We start from the raw sequence: 8,853 nt of genomic DNA on the forward strand, positions 1-8,853 counted from the left end.
GGATCGCCACCTCGATCGAGCCGATGCCGGCGCGGTTGCCGGGGTTGCCCTGTTCGGATGCCAGCGTCGGCACGTCGGCGATGGTGACCTGCTCGGACCGGGCCGCATGCTCGGTGCCGTCGCCGTCGTCGCGGTAGTGCACGGTTGCGTTGGGCTCGGCTCCGAACCTGACGGTGGTGGGGATGACGGTCGAGACGTCGTCGGCGACGCCGCAGACCGGCGCGTTGAGGAGTGCGTTGACGAGGGTGCTCTTCCCCTGCTTGAACTCGCCGACGACGAGCACGTTCAGCTCGCGTTCGGCGCTGCGAGCAGCGGCTCGCTCGAGCCGGTCGGCCAGATCGGCACGGTCGTAGCTCGCCGCAGCGGTGCCGGTGACCCGCACGAGGTCGGCGAGTCGTCGCCGTGCGTCGTTGAGCACCTGGTGAGCCGAGGCGCCCTGATCCGAGGTCTGCCCGGTGGGCGGTGTTGGTGGGAGCGGTGCGTTCATGATGTGGTCGGGTCGTCCCAGTCGTGCTCGGGTTCGGTCGCCGGGTGGCTCGGCTCGATGGTGTCGTCGACGAGGGAAGGCGGGTGTGGCGTCTCGACGCCGATCGCGTCGTCGAAGATGCCGGTGAGGTCGTCGAGCTCGTCGGCATCGCCTGTGTCGCCGTCCAGCGCGTCGCCGTCGAGCGCGTCGACGGCGTCGGTCTCCGGTTGCGTCGGGGCAACCGCGTCCGCGACCGCCCGACCGATCGCCGGGTCGGTACCCGGTTCCGGCGCGGTGCCGTCGACGGCCTCGAGATCACGATCGTCGAGCTCGGGATGGCCGGCGTCGGGATCGTCGAGGTCGGGATCGTCGAGCTCGGGGTGGCCGGCGTCGGGATCGTCGAGGTCGGCCGGATCGTCGTCGCGCCTCGCCTCGTCGGCGGGGCCGGCCGGGTCGTCGAGCTCGTGGGGGTCGGCGACGGCGCCGTGCTCGGTGGCTGCGTCGTCGTTGCCGAGCGCACCGAAGGCTGTTGCGAGCGCGTCGGCTGCGCCCTCGGCGTCGGTGTCGACCGCCTCACCGACGGCGACCCACTGGACCGCCTCGGTCGGCGGGGCGGCGTCGGCGAGCAGGAGCAGCGCCTCCTGGAGGTCGGCGGCGCCGAGGTCGCCCCACCCGTGATCGAGGAGGTACTCGGCGGGGGAGGAGGAGAAGCGGGCCTGCACGTCGGTGTCGGTGCGGAGCTCGCGGAGCAGTTGGCCGAGCGGCGTCGCCATGGGTGGTCACCCCCTTCGATCTCGTGTGTCGGTTCGGTGTGCTGCTGGTCGGTTGGTCGTGTGCTGACCGCGGGCGGGTCCCGGGCCTGATGGCCCGGGACCCACATCATCCCGCGAGGTGGCTCGACGGAATCAGTCCATCGCTTCCATCTCGGTGGCCTCGCCGACCTTGAACGAGTCGTCGACGTCGGCGAAGTCGTTGTCCTGGTTGAACGACTCCGTGAGGTCGGCGTCGATGGCGTCGTTGTCCTGGTTGAACGAGTCGGCCACGTCGGCGTCGATGCCGTCGTTGTCCTGGAACGAGTCGTCGACGTCGATGCCGTCGTTGTCCTGGAACGAGTCCTTGACGGTGATGTCGGCGTCGATGCCGTCGTTGTCCTGGTTGAACGAGTTGTCGGCGTCGATGTTGCCCGAGTCGGTGACCGAGTTGTCCTGGGTGGTGTCGCCCTCTCCGAAGTTGACGTTGTCCAGGTCGACGTCGTCGCCGGCGTTGATGTTGATCGTGGTGTCGTCGTCGCTGAGGTCGCCACCGGCGGCCTGGCCACTGTCGGCGGCCTGGATGTTGCCGTCGCCGATCGCTGCGTTGCCGTCGTTGTCGTTCGCCTGGTTGTTGTCGTCACCGAAGATCGAGTCGTCGACGTCGGCGCTGTCGCCCTGGACGCCCTCGAAGGTGCCCGTGTTGACGTTGCCGTCGACGTCGTCGCCGGCGATCACACCGCTGTTGGTGCCGGTGTTGACGGCCGAGTCCTTGATGTCGTCGCCGGCGGCGACCGCCTGGTCGCCCGTGGCGGCACCCTCGACGTCCTCACCCGCAGCGACGGCACGCTCGGCCGTCGCAACACCTTCGGCGTCGTCGCCGGCGGCGACCGCGCTGTCGCCCGACGCCGTGGCCGTCTGGTTCTCGAGGTGGACGTCGACGTCCGCCTGGTCGTCGGCGATGATCGTCGTGTTGACCGAGGCGTCGACGTTCGTGTCACGGTCGTCGACGTTGGTGATCTCGGTCACGTTGGTCACGTTCGTCACCTCGGTCACCTCGGTGACCTCCTGGACGTAGTAGTTGACGACTTCCTGGACCTGCTCCACGGGCTCCTTCTCGGGAGCCGGCGGCGGAGGCGGCGGCGGGGGCGTCGTCGCCACTGGCGGCGCGTGGTGCGCCGACGGAGCGGGCGCTGCGCTGCCGGCCGTCGAGCCGCCGGAGGCGACGGGGCCGGAGCTGGCGGTCGAGCCGCCCGAGGCGCTCGCCACGCTGCTGCCGACGTTGATGTCACCGGCCGTGGCGCTCGCGCCACCGGTGTTGACGACGGCACCCTGCGACACCGGCCCCGACACGGCCAGGGTGGCCGCCTCGTTGAGCTCGTCGTAGGACACGTCCTCCACGCCTGCGTCGTGGAGGTACTGGCTGGGGTTGTCGAGGTACTTCTGCGTCTCGACCGGATTGAAGAACAGCTTCCGGAAGAGCTCGACCAGATCGACAGTCATGATGGTTTCTCCTTGAGGTTGACCACTCGTCGTGAGTGGATCGGTGTGTTGTGTGGTTGTTGTGTCGTGATGACCACCGCTGTGGTGATCACCGCTGTTTCGATGACCACGATCTCAAGACGAGAACGTTCCGCCATCGGGGATGTCCCCGCCCCTATCGGGGGTCCCCCGGGGTACTCATGCGCCGGCTCCGGGGAGGAGCAGGCAGTGGAAGAGATCAGGATTGAAGGTGTTGTGATCGGGTGCCTCGCCGACCGTGCCGCAGATCCCGTCGGCGTCGGGCGGCTGGTTCGCCGAGGTGAGGAGGCTGGGGGAGATGTAGCTCGGGTCCTGGACCGCATCCCAGTCGGTTCGCTGGCCGTCCGGCGCGTCGCTCCCCGCCTGGAAGGCCTCTGCGTCGTTCCAGTAGAGGTGGGCGTGGAGGCCGCTCGCCACGCTCGGCTCGAAGTTGACGGCGGACCAGTCGACCTGGATCTCCCCGGACTCGAGGGTCTGGATCGACTCGAGCCGGACGCACGGCTCTGCGCCGACATCGCCGCACGGGTCGGGAATCGTCGTCGTGGTCGTCGTGCTGCTCGTCGTGGCGACCGTTGCGGGTGGTGTGGCCGCGGGCTGTGTCACCGGGACGACGTCGGCCGCCGTCGTCGGTGTCGCCGTCGTCGGCGCTGCGGTCGTGTCCGCCTGGGTGTCGGCCGTCGGGACCGTGGTGTTGGCTGCGTCGCCGGCACCGTCGCCGCCGCCGAAGGCGACGATGCCGCCGACGATCAGGATCGCGGCCGCCGCGACACCGCCGCCGATCAGCGCGACCCGCCGGCCGCTGCCGCCGTCGTTCGCTCCGCTCGCCGGAGCGCGGGGCGCCGGCGGCGGCCCCGCCGCGCTGGTCGCTGCGAGTGGCTCGGTCGCGGCGGCGGTCGGGACGTCCTGGGTCGGCGGCGCCGGGGCCTGCTCAGCGAGGGCTGCCAGCTCTGCCGTCGCGCCCGACGGTTCGTCGGCGACGACGACCACCTCGTCAGCTGGTGCGGGAGGGTCCGGTTCCGTCGACGGCTCGGGCGGCGCGGCCGCGACCACAGGCATGAGCTCGGCGGGTTCGGGTGCGGCGGGTTCGGGTGCGGTGGGTTCGTCGCCGGCGGGTTCGGGTGCGGCGGGTTCGAGTGCCGTGGGTTCGTCGGCCGGTTCGGGTGCGAGGTCTTCGGGGTCGGGCACGACGGTCGCCACCGCCGTGCCCGACCCGCCGCTCGTGCCGGCCAGCCCGCCTGCGAGGGCAGCTGCGCCGAGCGCGACCGAGTGCTTGGGATGGACGTCGAGCGCCACTGGCCGGCCGAGCTCGGCGCCGACGAGCTGGGAGATCAGGGGGATGCGCGACGATCCGCCCACCAGCAGCACCGAATGCAGGTCGTCGGCTGTCAGGCCGGCCGACCGGAGCGTGCGGTTGAGCACGACGAGGGTGTCGCCGAGCGCCGGGCGGATCATCGCTTCGAACTCCGCTCGCGTCAGGCGGATCTCGGTGTGCAGGCTGGGGAGGATGACCGGGATCGACACCTCGGTGTCGCCCGACAGTGCCTCCTTCGCCGCCACGCACTCCTCGCGGAGCCGGGTCACGGCCGAGAGCGCGACCGGGTCCTCCGGGTCGAGGTCCTCCAGCGCCGCCCCGAGCGCGCCGGCGACGTGCCGGAAGACCGCCTCGTCGAAGTCGATGCCGCCGAGCCGCTCGATGCCCTCGGGCTCGCCGATCAGCTCGAAGCCCGCCTCGTCCTTGCGCAGGACGGCAGCGTCGAACGTGCCGCCGCCGAGGTCGTAGACGGCGATCGTCGCGCCGGGCTCCAGCCGCTCGAGCGTTGCGTAGTGGATCGCCGCGGCCTGTGGCTCGGTCACGAACCGGACGTCGTCGAGGTCGGCGCGGCGAACGGCCTGTTCGAGCAGGTCGATCTTGTACTGACCCCAGTTCGCTGGATGGGCAACCGCGATCGACTCGGGATGGCCGCCGTGGCGTTCGCTCGCGATCGAGACGACGCTGCGCAATAGGCTGGCCATCAGTGCGTCGACGCTGTACGGGACGCCGCCGAGCAGGATCGCCGTCGTGTCGCCCATCCGGCGCTTGAACTCGCGCGAGATGCGACCCGGGTCGGTGGCCCCGCGGCGGGTGGCTGCCTCTCCGGTGAGGACCTCGCCGTCGTCACGGAGGTAGACGACCGACGGGATCGCTGCGCTGCGGGTTCCGAGATCGACGATCTCGAGACGGTCCCCGCGCTGGATCGCAGCGGCGGTGTAGGTGGTGCCGAGATCGACGCCGAGTGAGTAGCTCATCTGGAGGTGGTGGCTTCCTTCGTCGTTGGGCGACCCCACACAGAGTCGGACCAGCGCCGCCAGATACGTCACGCCGACGTGACACGCGCCACTCGACGACGTGAGCGAAACGGACCCCGCCCCCAGGGAGGTCGACGGGCATCGGACCCGTCGACGCCGAAGTTAGCCGGGACCGATCGGCCTCCGACAGGGGAATCTCGGGGTTCGGCGCGTGTCAGGTGTCACGTCGCGAGCCTCGTCCCGAGGCGATGGCCGAGCCCTTCTGATGCGGCATCCGCAGGTTGCCGGGAGTCCGGGGGCTCAGCAGCGGGTGAGGTCGATGTCGTCGCCGATGCCGTCGTGGAGCTGGGCGTCGATCAGGTCGCCGGCGCGCACCGGGTCGATTGCATAGGCCCGCTCCTCGACGCGGCGGCTCCGCGCCCACACCACACCCACGACCTTGCCGTCGACGAGCACCGCGCCACCCGAGTCACCCGACTGGATGTCGGCCTCGAGCTCGAAGCCGGGCCGTACGGTCTCGCCCTGGATGTAGATGTCCTCGGTGTTGATGCGGACCCGCCGACGGATCGTCACCGGCAGCGGCAGCGGCTCGCCGTCCCGAACGACCCAGGCGACGCCGACGTCGCCGTCCTCGACACCGTCGCTGGACACGTCGAGCGTCGTGCGCAGGCGATCGTCGAACGACAGGTAGGCGAGGTCCATCTCGGGGTCGAAGCCGACGATGGTCGCCGCGACAGTGCCGCCGTTCCGACGCACCTGGATGTCGGTGGCGCCTGCCACGACGTGCGCCGACGTCAACACCAGCCCGGGGGCGACGACCGCCCCGCTGCCGACCTCCTCGCCGGGGTCACACGCGTCGACGACGATCCCGACGACCGCAGACGGCGGGTCGGGCGCACACCCCGAGAGCAGCACCGCGACGCCGACGACGGCGCCGATCGTGATCGCCCTCCGCATCTCGCAGAAGCTACAAGCGCGGGTCGTACTCTTGGCGGGCGTGGCGTCGAGCGATCATCCCCTGGCCGGCGTGCTGCGCGATGCGACCGCCGGTTGCTTCCCGCCGGTCGACGGCACCGTCGAGGTCGTACCGCCCGATCCGGCTGGCCAGCACGCCGTGGTGGAGTTCACGGGTCACGCCTACGTGCTGACCGACCGGCCGGCAACCGACCCGATCTTCGACGGCGTCGACGCATTCGGCGGCGCGACGCAGGCCGCCCTGCTCGTCGAGCTGGCCGGGCCGAGCGGGACGATCGGCTCGCTCGACGTCGTGCTCGTCCGCCGCGCCGGGCCGAGCCACGTGACGCCCTTGCCCGCCGCCGACGACGTCGACCGGCACCCACGGGTGCTGCGGGCCCGTGTGCACCGGCGGGACGTGCAGGCGTTCGCCGACGAACGCGGGCTCGCGTGCATCGGCCGCGGTCTCGCCGATCGCGTCGAGCTGTCGGTCGAGCTCACCGGCGCGGCGCCCGGGCGAGGCGCCGGCCGCTCGCTGATCGAGGCCGCACTCGCCAACGTCGACGCCGACACCCACGTGTTCGCCCAGGTCGCCTCGGGCAACGCAGCGTCGCTCCGGGCGTTCCTCGCCTGCGGGTTCATGCCGATCGGCTGCGAGGTGCTGATCGACCGGGTCTGAGCCGCCGGCTCAGCTGTCGAGGAACGCCACCGTCAGGTTCAACGCGGCGTGTTCGCTGAGGTCGATCGGCTCGCCGAGCTCGAACTCGTCGTCGATCGACACGAGCTCGGTCGCGCCGGCCGTGGTCTGCTGGACGACCGTGCGGCCGTCGGGTCCGAGCGCGGCGGTGCGCAGCGAGCCCAGGGTCACCCCGCCGCCGACCCCGACCACCTCGATGACGCCCGCCCGCTCGCCGATCACGGTGCAGCCGTCCGACGCGACCCGCGTGACCGACAAGCCGGTGAGGTCGGCGAGCTGCTCGCCGGTCTCGAGCGAGATGATCGAGTGGAATCCGGCCGCGGCCGACCCGCTGCCGGCCGATGCGCCGCCGACCGGGAGGCAGGTCCAGTCGACCGCCGGTTCGTCGACGGCCACGGGAGTGGTGAACGTGGTGGTGAAGACGGTCGTGCCGTCGAGATCGATCACCGCCTCGAACACCGCACCGGCCACCACGAGCCGTTGGCCGTCGAACGTCGGTCGCACGGACGAGACGGTCTCGCCGGCCGGCACGGCCACGACGCCGATCCGCTCGGCCTCGTCGTCGCCGCTGCCGAGCCGGTAGACCGCGCCGTCGATCGAGACCAGCGTCAGGACGTCGTCGACCATCACGCCGCCTGCGGGGATCTCGATCGTGCCGGTGGCCTTGTTGTCGCGCTCGAAGTCGTACAGCGTCACGTCGGCTTCGGCGCCGACGACCTGGCTGGTGGCGATCAGCTCGGTGCCGACCGCGATCGGCTGGTCGGGGAAGAACGCCGGCTCGATCACGCCGGGCCGGACGAGGATCGTCTGGAAGTTCGCCGCGTCGGCGACGGCGAACGTGGTGCCGTCGGTCGAATGGCGCATCGTCTCGGCGAACATCAAGGGGTTCGCCTGCCCGGCGGTCGCCCCGACGTCGATCGTCTCGCCCGTTGCGGCGTCGAGCACGACGACGTTGCCGCCCGACGGGTCGCCGATCACGAGATGGAAGGTGTCGATCGTCTTCACCTCGCTCACCGAGCTGTTGCGAGCGATCGGGACGATCGTCGGCTCCGCGGCGTCGACGCCGTTCAGGACGATCCGATCGGGGCCGACCAGTGCGAGCCGCTCATCGCGCACGTGCACGTCCATCACGCGACCCGACCCGACGGTCTGATCCACGAGCTGGCCGTCCTCGTCGAGGAAGGTCGTGTCGCCGCTCGAACGGTTGACGAGCGCGATCTGGTCCCAGTCACCGGCCCGTCCGGGGTCCTCGCTGCCGTCGCCGCGCACGACCCGCCAGCCGACGATGCCGACCGCCACGATCGCGGTGATGCCGATGGTGCTCACGAGCATGCGGCGCGCGGCGTAGTTCGGCCGCCGCTGCGGCTGTCTCGCCGCGGGGCGCGGTTCGCCACCCGAGGGTGTGCTCGAGCGCCCGTCCGACATCGATGAGGACTGTACGCAACCGGCGGGGTCGCAGTGGGACTCCGCCACGACGGCCCGGCGAGCCGCTACCGTCGGCGGCGATGGAGTTCACGTGCCCCCGCTGCCGGTCGACCGTCGAGGCCCGCTTCTACGGCCCGTGCGAGTCGTGCCGGAACACCCTCCGCGAGACGTTCCGCAGCGAGGGCCGCGTCGTCGAGGTCGCCGAGTACGAACCGAAGATGAACGTCACGCCCAACGCCGTCGCGCTCAAGGACGACTGACGCCGCCGATAATCCGGCGCGCTCGCCGTTCGCCGCTGACTACCTTGCCGCCCGCGGAGTGAGTGGGAGGTACGGCAGTGACAGAGATCGATCGTGCGCCGGTCGATGCGGCGGACGAGTTCGGTTCGTTCGCTGGTCGGTGGCGAGGACCCGACGACGGGATCCACGAGATCGCCCGATCGGGTGACGGGCTGCGGTTCGACTCGGTCGTCGACGACATGTCGGCACTGCACGGTCGCGGCACCGTGATCGACGGCACGGCGGTGATCGACGTGATCGACGCGCTGGGGAACTCGGGTCGGTTCGAGGTCGCACTCGCGGACGACGGCCACGTCTTGAGCGGTCGCTTCAGCGGCCCGATGGGCCAGACCGCGATCCGTCTGACCCGCCATGCCTGAGGCGCCGCTATCCTGGGCGCCCCCAACTCGGGGACGTAGCTCAGCTGGCTAGAGCACCTGCTTTGCAAGCAGGGGGTCGTGGGTTCGAGTCCCATCG

9 protein-coding genes are annotated in these 8,853 nt (G+C 71.0%); 3 read left to right on the forward strand and 6 right to left on the reverse strand.

The window, feature by feature from the left end:
* The 5 genes from QNJ12_RS22085 to QNJ12_RS22105 all read right to left on the reverse strand — a co-directional run.
* Positions 1-487, reverse strand: a 487-nt coding sequence (locus tag QNJ12_RS22085) for a dynamin family protein (protein WP_300626023.1), incomplete at its 3' end; no start/stop codon positions are given.
* Positions 484-1,239: a hypothetical protein gene (locus tag QNJ12_RS22090; protein ID WP_300626024.1), complete on the reverse strand. Its 756-nt coding sequence runs from the start codon at positions 1,237-1,239 to the stop codon at positions 484-486. The genes QNJ12_RS22085 and QNJ12_RS22090, both read right to left, overlap by 4 nt.
* Positions 1,240-1,371: 132 nt before the next feature.
* Entirely contained in the window at positions 1,372-2,718 is a 1,347-nt protein-coding gene (locus tag QNJ12_RS22095; protein WP_300626026.1) for a hypothetical protein, read from the reverse strand.
* A 177-nt stretch (positions 2,719-2,895) separates the two neighbouring features.
* Entirely contained in the window at positions 2,896-5,022 is a 2,127-nt protein-coding gene (locus QNJ12_RS22100) for an Hsp70 family protein (RefSeq protein WP_300626028.1), read from the reverse strand.
* A gap of 300 nt (positions 5,023-5,322) precedes the next feature.
* Positions 5,323-5,979 carry a trypsin-like peptidase domain-containing protein gene (locus QNJ12_RS22105; protein ID WP_300626030.1) on the reverse strand — a complete coding sequence of 219 codons (657 nt, stop codon included), beginning with the start codon at positions 5,977-5,979 and terminating at the stop codon, positions 5,323-5,325.
* Positions 5,980-6,019: 40 nt separating this feature from the next.
* On the opposite strand from QNJ12_RS22105, the gene QNJ12_RS22110 reads away from it, so the two are divergent.
* Positions 6,020-6,655 carry a hypothetical protein gene (locus tag QNJ12_RS22110; protein ID WP_300626031.1) on the forward strand — a complete coding sequence of 212 codons (636 nt, stop codon included), beginning with the start codon at positions 6,020-6,022 and terminating at the stop codon, positions 6,653-6,655.
* Between the two features lie 9 nt (positions 6,656-6,664).
* Here the strand turns inward: QNJ12_RS22110 and QNJ12_RS22115 are convergent, their stop codons facing one another.
* The gene (locus QNJ12_RS22115; RefSeq protein ID WP_300626032.1) at positions 6,665-8,005 is read right to left on the reverse strand and encodes a hypothetical protein; all 1,341 of its coding nucleotides are present in this window, start codon (positions 8,003-8,005) and stop codon (positions 6,665-6,667) included.
* Positions 8,006-8,178: 173 nt separating this feature from the next.
* Between QNJ12_RS22115 and QNJ12_RS22120 the strand changes: the two genes are divergently transcribed.
* Both QNJ12_RS22120 and QNJ12_RS22125 read left to right on the forward strand, forming a co-directional pair.
* The gene (locus tag QNJ12_RS22120) at positions 8,179-8,358 is read left to right on the forward strand and encodes a hypothetical protein (RefSeq protein ID WP_300626034.1); all 180 of its coding nucleotides are present in this window, start codon (positions 8,179-8,181) and stop codon (positions 8,356-8,358) included.
* Positions 8,359-8,435: 77 nt separating this feature from the next.
* Positions 8,436-8,756, forward strand: a complete 321-nt coding sequence (locus QNJ12_RS22125; RefSeq protein WP_300626036.1) for a hypothetical protein — start codon at positions 8,436-8,438, stop codon at positions 8,754-8,756.
* Positions 8,757-8,853 lie beyond the last annotated feature (97 nt).

It is taken from the genome of Ilumatobacter sp. (assembly GCF_030065885.1).
Taxonomy (GTDB): domain Bacteria; phylum Actinomycetota; class Acidimicrobiia; order Acidimicrobiales; family Ilumatobacteraceae; genus Ilumatobacter.

Bases quoted from the DNA above. Each gene is read 5' to 3' on its own strand.
- QNJ12_RS22095 (WP_300626026.1), bottom strand. From the start codon at position 2,718: ATGACTGTCGATCTGGTCGAGCTCTTCCGGAAGCTGTTCTTCAATCCG.
- QNJ12_RS22105 (WP_300626030.1), bottom strand. From the start codon at position 5,979: ATGCGGAGGGCGATCACGATCGGCGCCGTCGTCGGCGTCGCGGTGCTG.
- QNJ12_RS22120 (WP_300626034.1), top strand. From the start codon at position 8,179: ATGGAGTTCACGTGCCCCCGCTGCCGGTCGACCGTCGAGGCCCGCTTC.
- QNJ12_RS22090 (WP_300626024.1), bottom strand. From the start codon at position 1,239: ATGGCGACGCCGCTCGGCCAACTGCTCCGCGAGCTCCGCACCGACACC.
- QNJ12_RS22100 (WP_300626028.1), bottom strand. From the start codon at position 5,022: ATGAGCTACTCACTCGGCGTCGATCTCGGCACCACCTACACCGCCGCT.
- QNJ12_RS22115 (WP_300626032.1), bottom strand. From the start codon at position 8,005: ATGCTCGTGAGCACCATCGGCATCACCGCGATCGTGGCGGTCGGCATC.